This is a genomic window from Roseibium sp. RKSG952 (assembly GCF_009711355.1).
Window position 1 is genome coordinate 1 of record NZ_SMMF01000842.1, and the last position, 16,054, is coordinate 16,054.

13 protein-coding genes are annotated in these 16,054 nt (G+C 59.6%); 11 read left to right on the plus strand and 2 right to left on the minus strand.

All coding sequences use genetic code 11. The features are described from left to right. Positions 1–188 precede the first annotated feature (188 nt). Positions 189–746 carry a molybdenum cofactor biosynthesis protein B gene (moaB, locus tag E1297_RS09825; RefSeq protein ID WP_155137340.1) on the minus strand — a complete coding sequence of 186 codons (558 nt, stop codon included), beginning with the start codon at positions 744–746 and terminating at the stop codon, positions 189–191. A gap of 122 nt (positions 747–868) precedes the next feature. Between moaB and E1297_RS09830 the strand changes: the two genes are divergently transcribed. The 5 genes from E1297_RS09830 (at position 869) to E1297_RS09850 (ending at position 7,176) form a co-directional block, all read left to right on the plus strand. Further along, positions 869–1,507, plus strand: coding sequence for a ceramidase domain-containing protein (locus tag E1297_RS09830; RefSeq protein ID WP_155137342.1), 639 nt, complete (start codon positions 869–871; stop codon positions 1,505–1,507). A 93-nt stretch (positions 1,508–1,600) separates the two neighbouring features. After that, complete coding sequence (locus E1297_RS09835; RefSeq protein ID WP_155137344.1) at positions 1,601–3,904, plus strand: NADP-dependent malic enzyme; 2,304 nt, start codon at positions 1,601–1,603, stop codon at positions 3,902–3,904. 102 nt (positions 3,905–4,006) lie between these two features. Further along, positions 4,007–4,327 carry a chorismate mutase gene (locus tag E1297_RS09840; RefSeq protein ID WP_368669508.1) on the plus strand — a complete coding sequence of 107 codons (321 nt, stop codon included), beginning with the start codon at positions 4,007–4,009 and terminating at the stop codon, positions 4,325–4,327. Positions 4,328–4,427: 100 nt separating this feature from the next. Then, on the plus strand, positions 4,428–5,591 hold the full coding sequence (locus E1297_RS09845) for a PQQ-dependent sugar dehydrogenase (RefSeq protein ID WP_155137346.1): 1,164 nt from the start codon (positions 4,428–4,430) through the stop codon (positions 5,589–5,591). A 295-nt stretch (positions 5,592–5,886) separates the two neighbouring features. Beyond that, entirely contained in the window at positions 5,887–7,176 is a 1,290-nt protein-coding gene (locus E1297_RS09850; RefSeq protein WP_155137349.1) for a DEAD/DEAH box helicase, read from the plus strand. Between the two features lie 485 nt (positions 7,177–7,661). On the opposite strand, the gene E1297_RS09855 is transcribed toward E1297_RS09850, so the two are convergent. Continuing rightward, positions 7,662–9,341 (minus strand): electron transfer flavoprotein-ubiquinone oxidoreductase, encoded by a 1,680-nt coding sequence (locus tag E1297_RS09855; RefSeq protein ID WP_155137352.1) that lies wholly within the window; start codon positions 9,339–9,341, stop codon positions 7,662–7,664. Between the two features lie 329 nt (positions 9,342–9,670). On the opposite strand from E1297_RS09855, the gene E1297_RS09860 reads away from it, so the two are divergent. The 6 genes from E1297_RS09860 to E1297_RS09885 all read left to right on the plus strand — a co-directional run bounded on the left by E1297_RS09860 (position 9,671) and on the right by E1297_RS09885 (position 15,745). After that, positions 9,671–10,621, plus strand: coding sequence for a uracil-DNA glycosylase family protein (locus E1297_RS09860; protein WP_368669509.1), 951 nt, complete (start codon positions 9,671–9,673; stop codon positions 10,619–10,621). Between the two features lie 100 nt (positions 10,622–10,721). Then, positions 10,722–11,579 (plus strand): S49 family peptidase, encoded by an 858-nt coding sequence (locus E1297_RS09865; protein WP_209015733.1) that lies wholly within the window; start codon positions 10,722–10,724, stop codon positions 11,577–11,579. Between the two features lie 31 nt (positions 11,580–11,610). Beyond that, the gene (locus tag E1297_RS09870; RefSeq protein WP_155137355.1) at positions 11,611–11,796 is read left to right on the plus strand and encodes a hypothetical protein; all 186 of its coding nucleotides are present in this window, start codon (positions 11,611–11,613) and stop codon (positions 11,794–11,796) included. 167 nt (positions 11,797–11,963) lie between these two features. After that, positions 11,964–12,932, plus strand: a complete 969-nt coding sequence (locus E1297_RS09875; RefSeq protein ID WP_155137358.1) for a glycine--tRNA ligase subunit alpha — start codon at positions 11,964–11,966, stop codon at positions 12,930–12,932. Positions 12,933–13,451: 519 nt separating this feature from the next. Beyond that, positions 13,452–14,861: a DUF1266 domain-containing protein gene (locus tag E1297_RS09880; protein WP_155137360.1), complete on the plus strand. Its 1,410-nt coding sequence runs from the start codon at positions 13,452–13,454 to the stop codon at positions 14,859–14,861. A 230-nt stretch (positions 14,862–15,091) separates the two neighbouring features. Then, entirely contained in the window at positions 15,092–15,745 is a 654-nt protein-coding gene (locus E1297_RS09885) for an OmpW family protein (protein ID WP_244327711.1), read from the plus strand. Positions 15,746–16,054: the final 309 nt, after the last annotated feature.

The window sequence follows — 16,054 nt, forward strand, 5'->3', positions numbered from 1 at the left end:
GGTCCCCCGGGGGCCCGTGAGAGCGGGCACGGACCGGAGTATAGGGGCGGGAAGGGCTGTGTTGGATATCTTTCAATGAGAATCTTTGCGGGAGATCCAGTTCACTTGTGTGCTTGTCATTGACGGAACGGTCTCTCCCCGCACCCGTGCCCGTAAACATGGTCCGGTTGCCCGCCGGAACCGGCGCCTCAGGCTTCCCGCAGTTTGCCGCGCTTCAGGTGCTCGTCCAGACGCGGCATGATCTCGACGAAATTGCATGGCATGTGCCGGTAGTCGAGCTGCCACTTCAGGATACCATCCCAAGCATCCTTGCAGGCGCCCGGAGAGCCGGGAAGCACGAATATGTAAGTGGCTCCGGCAACACCGCCGGTAGCGCGCGACTGAATGGTCGACGTGCCGATCTTGTCATAGGAGATCCGGTGGAACACTTCCGAGAAACCGTCCATGCGCTTTTCAAACAGGGGCTCAATCGCTTCCGGTGTCACATCCCGTCCGGTGAAGCCGGTTCCGCCTGTCGTGATGATCACATCGACATCGGAACGCTCGATCCAGTCCTTGACGACTGCTTGTATGACGGGAACGTCGTCGGTTGCGATTTTCCGGTCGGCCAGATTGTGGCCTGCCTGTTCCACCCGGCCGGCAAGCGTGTTGCCCGAGCGGTCATCTTCCAGCAACCGCGTGTCCGAGACCGTGAGAACGGCAATGTTCAAGGGAATGAACGGGCGGCTTTCATCAATCTTGGACATGGTTCCCCCTTGCAAGAAACACGGAGACGTGCGGTAGGTAAGCAGCGTCAGGCTGCCTCGCGAAGCGGCAAGCTACAGCATTTTTAACCTATTGAAAGAGCCTGTTTCGGAAAGAGCCGCAGATGCATGAACACCTTGACCACTATTGTGAACGGCTGGGCCCGGCGTTTTGGGCCGAACCCTTCAATGCGATCACCAACGCCTCTTTCATCATTGCAGCTCTGGTGGCGTTCTGGATCTGGCGGCGCAAGACGCCGGATGACTGGTGGGCGCTGGCATTGATCATCATCGTCTTTGCGACCGGCACGGGCTCTTTTCTGTTTCACACATTTGCGACCCGCTGGGCGCTTTTGGCAGATGTGATCCCGATTGCGCTGTTCATCTGTCTCTACCTGCTCGTTGCCTTGCGCCGGTATCTGCAATTGCATTGGGTGGTCGCCATTGCCATCGTCATCGGCTATCTGGTTCTCTCGCCCATGGTTGGCGAGGTCTGGGCCAAGGTTATCGGATCATCTGCCGGATATCTGCCCGCGTTGCTTGCCATTTTTGTCGTTGGCGGCTTTTTCTACCCGAAAAATCCCAGGCTTGCCCTTTGGCTGCTGGCAACCGGCGTCATCTTCGGCATTTCGCTGACCTTCCGTTCGCTGGATTCTCAAATTTGCGCCAGCTTCGCGATTGGGACGCATTTTCTGTGGCATATTTTGAACGGTTTGGTGCTGTTCCTGCTGTTGCGGGTTCTCATTTGGCATCGCGCAGGGTAAACCACGACGAAAGTTCAAGAAAAAGCAGATACGCGATGCGCTTTGGAGGGCTCTTTCAAGGGCACCGAATGGGCGAGGGAAAGGCGAACCGGGATGAGCGATCAGAAATCCACCAGTGGCAGCGACCTGACAGAAGCAGCCCTCTTTTTTCACGAGCATCCCCGTCCCGGAAAGCTGGAAATCCAGCCGACCAAGCCGCTCGGCAACCAGCGCGATCTGGCGCTTGCCTATTCCCCCGGCGTTGCCGCGCCGTGCGAGGAAATTGCCAGGGACCCGTCCAAGGCGGCCGACTACACGGCGCGCGGCAATCTGGTTGCCGTGATTTCCAACGGCACGGCCGTGCTTGGTCTGGGCGCGATCGGACCGCTGGCTTCCAAGCCGGTGATGGAAGGCAAGGCGGTCCTGTTCAAGAAATTCGCCGGGATCGACGTTTTCGACATTGAGGTGGACGAGCGTGACGTCGACCGGTTTGTCGATGCGGTGGCCGTTCTGGAGCCGACCTTCGGCGGGATCAATCTGGAAGACATCAAGGCGCCGGAATGCTTCATGATCGAGGCAAAGCTGCGCGAGCGGATGAACATTCCGGTGTTCCACGACGATCAGCACGGCACGGCGATCATCGTCGGCGCGGCCGTGCGCAACGGTCTGGACCTTGCCGGCAAGAAGCTTGAAGACGCCAGAATTGTTGCATCAGGCGCGGGTGCGGCGGCGCTCGCCTGCCTCAACATGCTGGTCTCGCTCGGTGCAAAACGGGAAAACATCTGGATCACCGATATCGAGGGCGTTGTCTATGAGGGCCGCGACACCCTGATGGACGAGTGGAAGGCCCGCTTTGCCCAGAAGACCGACAAGCGGACGCTGGATGAAGTGATCGATGGTGCCGATGTTTTTCTCGGTCTGTCGGCGGGCGGGGTGCTCAAGCCCGACATGGTCAAGAAGATGGCCTATGGCCCCCTGATCCTGGCGCTGGCCAATCCGACGCCGGAAATCATGCCGGAAGAGGCCAGGGCCATCCGTCCGGATGTGGTGATGTGCACCGGGCGCTCGGATTATCCGAACCAGGTCAACAATGTCCTGTGTTTTCCGTATATCTTCCGGGGCGCTCTGGACGTTGGGGCGACCACGATCAATGAGGAAATGAAGCGGGCAGCCGTCGAGGCGATTGCCGGGCTGGCGCGCGAGGAACCCTCCGATGTGGCCGCCAAGGCCTATGGCGGCAAGACCGAGACCTTCGGGCCGCACTATCTCATTCCCTCTCCCTTCGATCAGCGCCTGATCCTGCGGATTGCACCGGCGGTGGCCAAGGCAGCCATGGACACCGGTGTCGCGACCCGGCCGATCACGGATTTCGATGCCTATATGGACCGGCTGAACCGGTTCGTGTTCCGCTCCGGCCTGATCATGAAGCCGATCATCGAGGCGGCGGCGAAAGACCCGAAAAGGATCATCTATGCGGAAGGCGAGGACGAGCGCGTCTTGCGTGCCGCGCAGGTTCTGATCGAGGATAATATTGCCAAGCCGATCCTTGTCGGGCGGCCGGACGTTCTGGAAAGCCGCTGCGAACGGTTCGGTCTCAAGATCCGTCCGGGCAAGGATTTCGAATTCGTCAACCCGCAGGACGATCCGCGTTACCGGGAGTATGTCGACGAGTATTTCGCCTGTGTCGGGCGCAAGGGCGTTCCGGTCAATGCCGCGCGTACGGTTGTGCGCACCAATGCGACGGTGATTTCCGCGCTGGCGGTCCGGCGCGGCGAAGCGGATGCTGCCATCTGCGGTCTTGAAGGGCGCTTCAGCAAGCATTTGCGGGACATTCGCCAGATCATCGGCATGCGCCCCGGCGCGCGGGACCTGTCAGCTCTGTCCCTGCTGATCAACTCGCGCGGCGCGATGTTTCTGACCGATACCTTTGTCTCCGAGGACCCGAGTGCCGGTGAACTTGCCGAGATGGCGGATCTTGCGGCTCAGGAAATCCACCGGTTCGGAATCGAGCCCAAGGCGGCCTTGTTGTCCCTGTCGAATTTCGGCTCCCGCGAAACCGCCTCTTCCCGCAAGATGCGCGAGGCCCTGCACATGCTGTGGGACCGGTGCCCGGATCTGGAAGTCGATGGCGAGATGCACGGCGACTCTGCCTTGAGCGAAATGCTGCGCGAGCAGGTCATGCCGGGCAGCCGGCTGAAAGGCGAAGCCAACCTGCTGTTGTTCCCCAACCTGGACTCTGCCAATATCGCGTTGAACCTGTTGAAGGTTGCGACCCGGGCGTTACATGTCGGTCCGATCCTCCTGGGCACGGCCAGACCGGCACATATCCTGACCCCGTCGGTGACATCGCGCGGTGTCGTGAACATGTCGGCCCTTGCGTGTGTCGAAGCGCAACAGGGTTTTGAAAAAGGCGATTGATCCGGTTCACGGCATCAATCGATCCTGTATCTTCAGGCGCCGGCTGTCCGCGGCCGGCGTTTTTACATGTGATGATCCTTTGTTCTAGAACCGGGAATACCAGTGACTGCTGTAAGACTGCCAAGCGAATGCACTGCCAAGGAGCATATCCGGACCGAAATCGACCGGATTGACGAAGTTCTGATCAAGCTGTTTGCCGAACGCCAAGGCTATGTCCGGAGAATGGCCGAGATCAAGCAGCATCCCGACGAGGCGTTTGATGCGCAGCGGATCGACACCATGCTTGCCAAGATCAGGGGCATGGCAGAGGCACTGGGGCTCGAACCGGAGCAGTCGGAGGCAGTGTTCCAGGTTCTGATCGACTGGAACGTGGCCTACGAGCAGCGCACCATTCGCGCGCGGCTGGAAAGCGGCGGGAGCTAAAATCCGGACACCGGCAACTGGTCTTATTCGCAAGGCTTCCTATGTCTTCACGGGAACAGACCATTGAAGCTTGTGACAGGGCCGTGTCAGGGGAGATCCGATGACTTTTGCCGCGTCTTTACGTCAAACCGGAAGAACCGTGCTCAAGGGCGCCGGAGCCGCCGCCCTGGCCGGTGTGCTTGTCTCGGGCGCGTTGAGCGAACAGGCCCTTGCGCAAACCGCCATCGAGCCGCAGGTCGTTGTTGACGGCCTGTCGTTTCCGTGGGCTGTCGCCTTTTTGCCGGACGGGGGCTATCTGATCACCGAGCGGGACGGTGTTCTGAAATACGCATCCAAGGACGGGAGCCTCAGCGACGTGCCCGGCACGCCGGAGGTGTTTAGCCAGGGGCAGGGCGGTCTTCTCGACATTGCGCTGGCGCCGGATTTTCACACTTCCAGCCAGATATTCATGACCTATTCGGACGGCTCTCCGGAAGGGGCGGGGACGTCCGTGTTCAGGGCCCGGCTGGTACCGGATGGCGAGGGTTACCGGCTGGCAGATGGCGAGACGATCTTCACCGGCAACAACACAGGCTTTGGCGGGCGTCATTTCGGCTCGCGGCTTGCTTTCGCCGATGACGGCACGCTGTTTTTTACCACCGGCGACCGGGGCGACGGTCCGCGTTCGCAAGACCCGGCGGACCATTCGGGCAATGTGCTGCGGATCAATCAGGACGGGTCCGTGCCGGGCGACAACCCGTTTGTTGGACAAGAGGGCCATCGGCCCGAGATCTGGTCGACCGGGCACCGGAACCCGCAAAGTGCTGCCATCAACCCGGCAACCGGCGAACTCTGGACGGTGGAGCATGGCGCGCGTGGCGGGGACGAGCTGAACAAGCCGGAGGCCGGCAAGAATTACGGCTGGCCGGTGATCTCCTATGGCCGGCACTATTCCGGTGGCAAGATCGGGGTCGGCAATTCTGCCCCCGGTTACGAGCAGCCGCTTTATTACTGGGATCCGTCGATCGCGCCATCGGGCATGGCATTTGTGACAAGCGATCTCTACCCGGACTGGCAGGGGTCCTTGCTGGTCGGGGCCTTGCGCGGCCAGCATCTTGCCAGATTGTCGCTCGATGGCGAGACGGTGACCGGCGAGGAAAAACTTCTGACCGGGCTGGACGAGCGGATCCGGGATGTGCGGCAGGGGCCGGACGGGATGATCTATGTGTTGACCGACAATGATCCGGCTCAGCTTTTGCGGTTGGTGCCGCAAACCACGCAATAACCGAATCTCCTTGACTTTGGGGCCGGTTCCGGCGATACGGGCGCACCGCTTTTCTGCCGCGTGAGCGGAGTGCACCTTGCCGCGATGATCGCGAATCCGGTGCCGGCGGACCGGACTTTTGATCAGTCCACACCTCCCAAGTTCCCATTTCACGCGGGGTTCTGACGGCAAGACGGCTTTTTGGACGCTTCGAGCGCTGGCCCCGATGTCTTGCTGCAACCGCTGACAGGCCCTCAGTTCAGGGCCGGACCAAGCTTGGCCAGGTAACGGTTGAGCGCACCATAAAGGTATGATTTTGAATAATTTTTCCACGCTCGGGCTATCTGATGCGCTCGTGAAGGCTGTTGTCGACAATGGCTATGACGAACCGACACCGATCCAGAAGGACGCCATTCCCTATGTGTTGAAGGGCGAAGACCTGATCGGGCTTGCACAGACTGGCACCGGCAAAACGGCGGCCTTCAGCCTGCCGCTGGCCGAGCAATTGCTGGCCAATCCAAAAAGGCCGGTTCCGACCGGCTGCCGTGCGCTGATCCTGGCGCCGACCCGCGAGCTGGTCAACCAGATCGCCAAGAACATCATTTCCTTCATCAAGGGGACGCCGCTGCGGGTGACCTCTGTTGTTGGTGGCGTGTCCATCAATGGCCAGATCAAGCGTCTTTCCAAGGGTACGGACATTCTGGTTGCCACGCCGGGCCGCCTGCTGGATCTGGTTGACCGCCAGGCTGTGCGTCTTGATACGGCCTCGTTCCTGGTGCTCGACGAAGCCGACCAGATGCTGGACCTCGGTTTCATTCACGCCCTGCGCCGGATTTCCACCCTTGTTGCCAAAGAGCGGCAAACGCTGTTGTTCTCGGCCACCATGCCGAAGCAGATCGAGGATCTGGCCAAGACCTATCTGACCGATCCGGTCCGGGTCGAGGTGGCACCTGCCGGCAAGACCGCCGACAAGATCACGCAAAGCGTTCACTTCATGGACCAGAAGGCCAAGACGGGTTTTCTGATCGATCTGCTGTGTGCCCGCCCGGACGACCTGTCGCTGGTATTCTGCCGCACGAAACATGGCGCTGAACGGCTGATGAAGAAGATGGCCGCAGCCGGAATATCGGCCGGATCCATTCATGGCAACAAGAGCCAGAACCAGCGGGACCGGGCAATCAAGGGCCTGCGCGAAGGCTCGATCAAGGTGCTGGTTGCGACCGACGTCGCGGCCCGCGGGATCGACATCCCCGGCGTCAGCCACGTTTACAATTTCGAGCTGCCCGAGGTCGCTGAAGCCTATGTTCACCGGATTGGCCGGACCGCCCGTGCCGGTGCCGAAGGTGAAGCTGTGGCCCTCTGCGCTCCGGAGGAATTCGGTCTCCTGCGTCAGATTGAAAAGCTGATCGGGATCGAGATCGAGATTGTGGGCGGCGAGAAGCCTGGCGAAGAGTTTGCGCGCACCAAGCCTGCCCGCAAGGGACGGGGCAACGGGTCAAATCGCAACGGCCAGTCCCGGTCTGGTGGCGGCAAGCAAGGGTCTGAGGCCCAAAAGTCCAGACGCCCGCGCCGCCGGCGGTCCTATCAGGAACGGGACGCGGCTTAAAAGCCGCGAATTTTAACGTACGTCCAGACACTTGGTGTTCGAGTGATGAAAAATTTTTCATCACTCGGAAAATTTAGTTGACGCTGCCGTTAAGGTAAATTACATACCCTCGCATTGGAAACGCGGCGAGCTTGTGTGCCGCCCCTCTTTGCGCTGATCGTGATACGGCAGGCCGTTCACCCGTAGGCGCAGGCGTTTCCCAACAACAAGACTTGCATCGCCCCGTTGACGTTGGCCGTTCCTCCCCGGCCAGCTCAGGATTTTCGGTGCATGTGGCTTGTGGCAGCGGGTCGGTGGCTTGACCAGCGAAGACTAACGAGGAGCGAAAAAGCTCCCGCCTTGGTCGTTCGCCCCGAATAACCGCGACCGGACGGCTTGCATCTTTTAAAGATGCGCCTTCGGATAATGACCCATCGGCCATAAGACTACGGCACCGGAGACTTTCGTTTCCGGTGCCGTTTGTTTTTCACGAAATCGCAATACCGCTACATGTTCGGGTAGTTCGGCCCCCCCGCACCTTCCGGCACGGTCCAGGTGATGTTGCCGTTCGGGTCCTTGATGTCACAGGTCTTGCAGTGGACGCAATTCTGCGAGTTGATCTGGAACCGCGGGGCATCCTCGCCTTCCTCGATCCATTCATAGACACCGGCCGGGCAGTAGCGGTTGGAAGGTCCGGCAAAAACGTCGTGCTCGGACCGCTTCTGAAGCGCGTCGTCCTTCACCTTCAGGTGGATCGGCTGGTCTTCCTCGTGGTTGGTGTTCGACAGGAACACGGAGGACAGCTTGTCGAAGGAAATGACGCCATCGGGCTTCGGATACTCGATCTTCTTGCAATCCTTGGCCGGCTTCAGGCTTTCCGCGTCGCTCTTGCCATGTTTCAGGGTGCCGAAGCAGGAGAAGCCGAACAGCTCGTTGGTCCACATGTCCAGACCGCCAAGGGCAATCCCGGCCCAGGTGCCGAATTTCGACCACAGCGGCTTGACGTTGCGAACTTTCTTGAGATCCGCCCCGATCTCGCTGTTGCGCCAGTCGGTGTCGTACTGGGTCAGTTCGGTGTTGGCCTCGCCGCGGCCAATGGCGGCCATGACTTCCTCTGCCGCCAGCATGCCTGACAGCATGGCGTTGTGGGATCCCTTGATCCGCGGCACGTTCACAAAGCCGGCCGAACAGCCCATGATCAGTCCGCCGGGGAAAGACAGTTTCGGCACGGACTGGAACCCGCCTTCGGTGATCGCGCGCGCACCGTAAGAAATGCGCTTGCCGCCTTCGAAGGTGTCACGGATCGCCGGATGGGTCTTGAAACGCTGGAACTCGTCGAACGGTGACAGCCACGGGTTCTGATAGTTCAGGTGGATCACAAAGCCGACCGCGACCTGATTGTCTTCCAGATGATACAGGAAGGAGCCGCCACCGGTCTTGCCGTCAAGCGGCCAGCCGAAGGAGTGCTGAACGAGGCCGGGCTTGTGCTTGGACGGATCGACCTGCCACAGCTCCTTGATGCCGATGCCGTATTTGGCAACGTCGCTGTCCTGGTCGAGACCAAACTTGTCGATCAGGATTTTTGCGAGCGACCCGCGCGCGCCTTCGCCGATCAGCGTGTATTTCGCTCGCAGTTCCATGCCGCGGGTGAACATCGCATTCGGCTTGCCGTCCCGGCCGATGCCCATGTCACCGGTCGCAACACCCGCGACACTGCCGTCTTCATTGTAGAGGATTTCCGCTGCCGCGAAGCCCGGATAAATTTCGACACCGAGCGCCTCGGCCTTTTCGGCCATCCAGCGGCAGACATTGCCGAGGGAGACGATGTAGTTGCCGTGGTTGTTCATCAGCTTCGGCATGAACATGTTCGGCAGGCGGATCGAGCCTGCGGGGCCGAGCACAAGGAAATGGTCGGCCGTGACCGGCGTTTTCAGCGGGGTGTCCTGTTCCTCGCGCCACTCGGGCAGCAACTTGTTCAGGGCAATCGGATCGAGCACGGCGCCGGACAGGATGTGGGCACCCACTTCCGAGCCCTTTTCCAGAACGACGACGCTCAGTTCCTCGCCTTTTTCGTTCGCAATCTGTTTCAGGCGGATCGCGGCAGCCAGACCCGCCGGTCCGGCGCCGACGATCACGACGTCGACATCCATGCTTTCGCGTTCACCAAGGGCGTCTTGTTCCGCCATTGTGTTCTCCCTCACATTGCCCGGTTCAGCCGGTATTTCCCTATTTGCATCATTGTTGTGCGGAAAACACGACATTTATCGTCGCGGTTTCCACGAATTCAGCATTTTTGCCAGCGTTCCTGCCGTGACGGTCCCGACGCCAGGTGTTTCGTCAAGAAGCTGTATAACCTTTACGTAAACGTAATATAGTGTTCTCTTCCAACCCGCAAGATCTTATAGGAAGCATCCGGTACGCCTTTGCAGACGCGTATCGTTGTGGACAGGCATGCCGGTCTCCCGGCTTTCGTATGGCACGGATCTGTCGTATGGAGGGACATGGAGGTGCTTGGGTGAGCTTGACGATGGAAACCAATCGGGAACTGGAATCGCTGCTGGACTTTTACAGTGCAGCGGGTGTCGATGGTTTTCTCGATGAGGACCCGGTCGATTGGTATGATCTGAGCCGGAAGCAGGCCGAACAGCGTGCCAATGCCCAACAGGCCCAGATGCGCGCCGCGCCGCAAACAAGGCCGGCGGCCCCGTCCCCGCCAATGCCTCAAGCAACGCCACAGATGCCGCAACCCGGGCCGTTTGGCGTGCCGCCGCAGCCTCAACCGCCGCAGCCTCAAAACGCGCCGGCCGGTCCCGGGGCAGCACCGGGGGGTGAAAGACCGGTCATTTTGCCGGATGCGGCTGCCGTTCAGGCGGCCCGTGATGCGGCTCGGACCGCCGGGTCTCTGGACGAATTGCGAAAATGCCTTGAGCGGTTTGAGGGCTGCAACCTGAAACTGACTGCCAAGAACCTGGTGTTTTCCGACGGCAATCCGGACGGCCGAGTCATGCTGATCGGCAATGCGCCTGATCGGGACGATGACCTTCAAGGCAGGCCGTTTACCAACCGGTCCGGGCAACTTCTGGACCGGATGCTGAAGGCGGTCAATCTCGACCGGAGTTCTGTCTATATCGCCAATGTCGTGCCGTGGCGTCCGCCCGGAAACCGAAAGCCGACACCGCAGGAAACGGAAATCTGCAAACCCTTTATCCTCCGGCAGATTGAACTGGCGAAGCCAGATGTGATTGTCTTCTTGGGAGAAGACGCGGTCAGGCCGCTGCTTGGGGGGCGCGACGGTATCCGTAAACTGCGCGGAAGCTGGAATACGTTCCCGGCCGGGGGCCGGGATGTTCCCTGTCTTGCGACCTACCATCCGGCCTATCTCTTGCGCAGCCCGCTGGAGAAACGGTTGTCCTGGCGCGACTTTCTGTCTCTGCGCCAGAAACTCGATGCCAATTCAACTGCCTAGGGCAGGGCTTTTGACGCAAAGACGGCACAGGCCTTTTTTCGCTTTGCCTGCCCCCCTATATCGAAACATGACAAGATTTTAAAAATGGAGCTGTTGCTTGCTGAAGGGCTTTCGCAAATTATTGCCTAAATCCATGCGTAAAGAGGACATGGTCATCCCGGTTGTCCGGATGCAGGGGCCGATCGGCATGGCAACGCCTCTTCGACCGGGCCTGTCGCTCGCCAGCGTGGCGGTGCCGCTTGAAAAAGCCTTTTCGATGAAAAACGCGCCTGCGGTTGCGATCATCGTCAATTCGCCAGGCGGGTCTCCGGTTCAGTCCCGGCTGATCTTTCAACGGGTCCGGGATCTGGCCACCGAGAAGAACAAGGATGTTCTGGTCTTCGTCGAAGACGTGGCGGCAAGCGGCGGCTACATGATTGCCTTGGCCGGTGACGAGATCATTGTCGATCCGTCTTCCATCGTCGGATCGATCGGTGTGGTGGCCGCCGGCTTCGGCTTTACCGAGCTGATCAGGAAGATCGGGGTGGAGCGCCGGGTCTACACCGCGGGCGAGAAGAAGGTGACACTCGATCCGTTCCAGCCGGAAGTGCCGGAGGACATTGAATATGTGAAGGCCTTGCAGCTCGAAATCCACGAGACCTTCATCGGCATGGTCAAGGAGCGGCGCAAGGATGTGCTTGGCGACGACCCGGATCTGTTCACAGGCAAGTTCTGGACCGGCCAGTCGGCACGCAACCTTGGCCTGGTCGATGAAATCGGCGATTTGCGCGGGACCTTGCGCAAGCGCTATGGTGACAAGGCCAAGCCAAAGTTGATTTCCGCGCCGCGCGGCCTGTTTGGCAGGCGCGCCGGTGTCGGCGGGGTTTCCCTGCCGGGGCTGCCCGAGGCAGGGGCCTTGGCCGATGACCTGATCAGTGCTGCGGAAACCCGGGCCATGTGGATGCGCTACGGCCTGTAACCGGGAAAGAGTATCAAGAGGGACGAACAAAATGACAGAATTGATTGGCGTGGCAGCCTTGGCGGCCGGTGGCTACTGGATCGTCAGGCGGATGAAAAAGAAGGTGGCACAAGTGGAAGCCCAACTGTCCAAAATGGCGGCCCAGGCCGACCCGGCAGGGCGTGGCGCGAAACTCGTGCTGGATCCGGCAACCGGCAAATACCGGCCGCAGGGCTGAATTTCTTGTAAGCTTGTCGACTGAAGCCAGCCGGGGACGTGGCCAGTTTCCGGCTGAGATGGCGTGAATGGATGCCTTCATCTTGACCTCTTGCGCCGTCCGTGGCACCTCTCGCCCCGAGATGGCGGAGTGTTTCCGCCGGGCGATCCACACTTGCGGAAAAATCCATGTCGACACAAGATCTTCCGGCGCATATGCGTCCGGAAAACTCGTTTCAGGGCCTCATTCTGACACTCCAGCGCTACTGGGCGGACCAGGGCTGCGTGGTGTTGCAACCCTATGACATGGAAGTCGGCGCCGGCACGTTTCACCCGGCAACGACCCTGCGCTCGCTCGGTCCGCGCCCGTGGAAGGCGGCATATGTCCAGCCCTCGCGCCGCCCGACCGACGGCCGCTATGGCGACAACCCTTTCCGGCTGCAGCATTACTATCAGTTTCAGGTGATCCTGAAGCCGTCTCCGGCCAATCTTCAGGACCTCTACCTCAACTCGCTCTATGCCATCGGGCTGGACCCGAAACTGCATGACGTGCGTTTTGTCGAGGACGACTGGGAAAGCCCGACCCTGGGCGCCTGGGGGCTCGGCTGGGAGTGCTGGTGCGACGGGATGGAAGTGTCCCAGTTTACCTATTTCCAGCAGGTGGCGGGCTTTGAATGCGCGCCTGTCTCCGGCGAGCTGACCTACGGCCTTGAACGCATCGCGATGTATATCCAGGGCGTCGATAACGTTTATGACCTGAACTACAACGGCAAGGAAGGCGACGACAAGGTCACCTATGGCGATGTCTTCCTGCAGGCCGAGCAGGAATACTCGCGGCACAATTTCGAACATGCCAATACGGAGATGCTGTTCCAGCATTTCAAGGATGCGGAAGCCGAATGCCGGGCACTGCTGGAAGCCGGGGCCAAGGCGCGTGATGCCGCCGGGTCCCATGTGCATCAGGTCGTGTTTCCGGCCTATGACCAGTGCATCAAGGCCAGCCACGCCTTCAACCTTCTTGATGCGCGCGGCGTGATCTCCGTGACCGAACGCCAGAGCTACATCCTGCGGGTCCGGGAGTTGGCCAAGGCCTGTGGCGCGGCGTTCCTCGAAACGGAAGCGGGCGGCGTCGGCTACCACAATCAGGCTGCCGAATAGCGGTCCCGCACAGAAATTGACTTCCAAAAGGGCGTGGCAAATGAGCACGCCCTTTTTTGTGTCTGCGCCGGTCCATGTGTCCGGGCACCCGGATTGACCGCCGGGCCTTGCCGCCGCTGCGTCCCGGTTGCCTGTCCTCCGTGTCGGAGAGCACTTTCCAGCCATTCATTTTCAGTCTCTTCCGGTATGTTCGCGATAGACACGCTGACATCTGGTTTCGGGCTGCAATTCAGGGAGGGGGCTGCCGTATCTTGGGAGAATCCGCCTGAAACCGGCGGATTTTTAGCGCTTTTGCATGATCTGTCCGCGCAATGCGGCATCAGCATTCCAGGTCTGCCCCGGAACAGGCTGGCCTGTCACAAGGGCATTTTCGTTCGGTCGAAACTTGCGTATGCCTCATGCGTAACCTTCCGGATCAACGAAGACTGGCCGGGCATCCGGCCCGGAAAAACCGCCCCGTTTTGGAACCTGTGACGCCCGGTCCCCGGGTGATCCCGAATGCATGAATGATCAAGACAGATGAGCAAGCCCTACATGGAAGACATCATCCAGAACATGGATCAAACCCGCGAGGTTCCGGTTCGCAAACTTCCGTTCTGGAAGAACCTGTTCAAATTCAATGACCCGGCCTTTTGCGTGATGTGGGTCATGTTTTTCACCCCCGCCGCCCTGACGTTCTGGATCATCGGAGACGGTCTGGTTTTCCGTGGGCTCTTGTTTATCGGGATTGGCCTTTGGCTGGCTTTGACCAAGGCCTACAGGATGGCTCCAGCCAAGGAACTCGAAATCTATCACAAGGCACGGGGCAACGAGCCACTGACCAGGGAGCAAATCCAGGCGCTGGGGCTCAGCGCCCGGTTTACCTATCGGGACATGGGTTGGTATCACACACTGGAAGTCGGCGCGTTCATACTGCGGAACGGGACAGAACCCGACCCGGTGGATGCTGTGAAGAAGTTCGAGCACATGACTTTTCATTTTTCGGACAAGCGTGCCGAAGGATTAAAGAGGGATTGGGGCGTTTCCAGCCGGAGCGAGATTCTGGATCTTGCCGGGCAGCTGTGCTTTGGCCACGGGCACCGCACCGGGATCGTGGACATTGTCAATCAGGAGGGGTTTGACAAGCTTTACCACCGCTTGACCCGGAACAGCGATTTGAGCAGAGGCCAGTTGCATCAGTTGATTTTTGAGGATGACGAGGATGCTGAAGGAGTGTCCCTGTTCTTGAAGAAGAACGTGCTGTCGAGGCTCGAAATGACGAACAGCGAATTGGAAAAGGTGGTTTCGGATATACTGGAGGACCATGGCGCTGAACGCGAGATGTTGCCCGGGGGCATCGACTTCAGAGCCGAAATTCACTGTTACGCACGTCAAATCGGCCGGGAAACCATCAAAAGCGACTTGAAAAACATCTTCAACATGCCACCAAGTGCGATTGATTACATTTTCAAGCCACAGGGGCGTCACGGCATTGTTCCGCTGGCATGGGGATTTGATATTTGCCGTGGCGTCTTTATCGTTCGCCTTGCCTACATGGCGGGATACCTGACGCGGGACGAAGCCTGGAAGGAATTGGAGAATTTCCGGCTGATTGCGTCTGAAGTCTTCGATAGCTGGGAGAGCTTTTTTTGCAGTGAGGTGATCGGCTATTATACATGGTATTCCGGCCACTCGGACAGGGAAGAGACCCTCGTGGCGACCAGGAAGGTCGCAAATGACATCCTCGGTGCGCTTGGGCAGGGTTTTCCGATCAACAACATGGTTGACTGGCCCGAGCCAAGCGCGGCAAGCCGTGCCGTCATGGACGGGCTGATTGCGCAAGAAGGGGCCAATCCATTCTATCGGCCGGAGCTGCTCGTGCCAGGCTTGGCGGTGGTTGCGGAGCCGGTAGTGCCTGCCACCGACGTCAAGGCGAAAACCCTTCATTGACCCGCCTGGATTGCATTTGCTGGCTTCTCCTGGAGCCAGTGGCGCGCACGGACTGTTGTAAAACTGTCACGCTGATGCCGGGGCGCGTGCCCACGCTGACCGCCCCGGCAAGTCATTGATCCATCTCAATGTTCAAGCGGCCGTTGCTCTCTAGCGGGGTGCGGCGCGGATTTGCGCAAGACTCGATGGAGATGGTGATGACTGTGAAATGGACTGCTCTTCTGGGGCTGATGACGTCTGTGGCGATGGCTGCCCCGGTGTTTCAGGCAGAAGCGGCGGATTTGGAAGCGCCTCAGGCGGAAACGGCAGTGCCTGTTGCAACGGCAAAGAGCCCGTGGCAGATCCGTGTGCGTGCCCTCGGGGTGATCACGGAAGACGAAGGCTCTGTTGACGCCATTCCGGGGTCTGACCTGTCCTATTCCGACACCGTTGTTCCCGAGCTGGACATCACATATTTCTTTACCGACAACATCGCGGCCGAGCTGATCCTGGGCACGTCCTTCGCCGATGTGGACGGGGAAGGCACGATTTCGAGCCTCGGTGAGATCGGCACGGCGTGGTTCTTGCCGCCGACCCTGACCCTGCAATATCACTTCACGAATTTCGGCGCGTTCAAGCCCTATGTCGGTGCAGGCGTGAACTACACGATCTTCTACAATCAGTCCGGTGAAAGCGCCGACAAGCTGCATATCGACAACACCTGGGGCGCGGCCCTGCAGGCCGGTTTCGACTACATGCTGGACGATCACTGGGGCGTCAACTTCGACGTCAAGAAGCTGTTCCTTGAGCCTGACTACAGTGTGACGGTTGGCGGAACCAAGTATCATGGCACGGCCGAGCTGAACCCCTGGCTGATCGGCGCCGGTATCACCTACCGGTTCTGATCAGGTCTGTGGCCCGTGAGGTGTGCGTCATCGCTCGGAAGACGGGTGAGGTGCACCGCCCGGGACGGATCATTCCGCAGAAGTCCATGTTTCACGCAGGGGCTTCATGCGGGACCGGAGAGCTTCTGAACTCTGCTTTGTTGGTCGTTCTCCGATCCCGGCTCAGGGTTTCGGCGTGTCCAGTTGCGCTTCACGCTTGAATTCACCCATGCTCAAAGCCTTTAATCACAAAGACCTCCGCAAATTGAAGCCAATCAACACATGCGTAAAATGGCCTTACTTCACAGAAGTGGCGATGACGCCATAAGG

Excerpts from the sequence above, each read along its gene's own strand:
- moaB (WP_155137340.1), bottom strand. The coding sequence starts at position 746 with ATGTCCAAGATTGATGAAAGCCGCCCGTTCATTCCCTTGAACATTGCC.
- E1297_RS09830 (WP_155137342.1), top strand. The coding sequence starts at position 869 with ATGCATGAACACCTTGACCACTATTGTGAACGGCTGGGCCCGGCGTTT.
- E1297_RS09835 (WP_155137344.1), top strand. The coding sequence starts at position 1,601 with ATGAGCGATCAGAAATCCACCAGTGGCAGCGACCTGACAGAAGCAGCC.
- E1297_RS09845 (WP_155137346.1), top strand. The coding sequence starts at position 4,428 with ATGACTTTTGCCGCGTCTTTACGTCAAACCGGAAGAACCGTGCTCAAG.
- E1297_RS09855 (WP_155137352.1), bottom strand. The coding sequence starts at position 9,341 with ATGGCGGAACAAGACGCCCTTGGTGAACGCGAAAGCATGGATGTCGAC.
- E1297_RS09870 (WP_155137355.1), top strand. The coding sequence starts at position 11,611 with ATGACAGAATTGATTGGCGTGGCAGCCTTGGCGGCCGGTGGCTACTGG.
- E1297_RS09875 (WP_155137358.1), top strand. The coding sequence starts at position 11,964 with ATGTCGACACAAGATCTTCCGGCGCATATGCGTCCGGAAAACTCGTTT.
- E1297_RS09880 (WP_155137360.1), top strand. The coding sequence starts at position 13,452 with ATGAGCAAGCCCTACATGGAAGACATCATCCAGAACATGGATCAAACC.
- E1297_RS09885 (WP_244327711.1), top strand. The coding sequence starts at position 15,092 with ATGACGTCTGTGGCGATGGCTGCCCCGGTGTTTCAGGCAGAAGCGGCG.